At 41.6% G+C, this 515-nt stretch carries 1 protein-coding gene; it reads right to left on the minus strand.

Features of this window, described 5'->3' with window-relative positions:
* Positions 1–458 (minus strand): Kdo hydroxylase family protein (locus FK268_RS26270; protein ID WP_193560339.1); only part of this gene is annotated, 458 nt, incomplete at its 3' end.
* Between the last annotated feature and the right edge of the window lie 57 nt (positions 459–515).

Consider the following 515-nt stretch of genomic DNA (forward strand, 5'->3'; position numbering starts at 1 on the left):
CGACGATCATCTTTTCGAAAAGAGTGACTATCACTCCACTCATCGATCGCATTGAGTCGCAATGTATTCATTGGACTGTGGAGTTTCCCTCTATATTGAGGGATAAGATCTGTTAGAAGTTGGTAACTTGCTTCAGAATAACGTTTTAAAAGCCCTTCAATGGCGCTCTTTTCCTGCGCTGAAGCATTCTCAGCAATCCCTTTAATGCTTCCTTGATCTGCTTGATACATAATATTTTTACGTTTAGGACTCACTAAACGGGGATCTAAAAGCGCTTGTTCCTCTTCTGTTAAGACAAAAGGGAGTGAGGGGAAATAGAGCACCTGCCCATCTTCTAAGCAATTGACAATATTCTCATGATCACACTCTTCGGCACGCCATTCACTTACGCCTAGGACTAAAACAGGAGCCTCTTCACTCCCCTTTTTTGTTTCTAGTGTGTTATTCGTTATCGACATTGCTGACCTCCTACAGATAGGGCAAAAAAGAATGGTTATCAATTGGAGTATTGTAAC

The sequence above is a fragment of the Tsukamurella sputi genome (assembly GCF_007858445.1).
Lineage (GTDB): Bacteria > Actinomycetota > Actinomycetes > Mycobacteriales > Mycobacteriaceae > Tsukamurella > Tsukamurella sputi.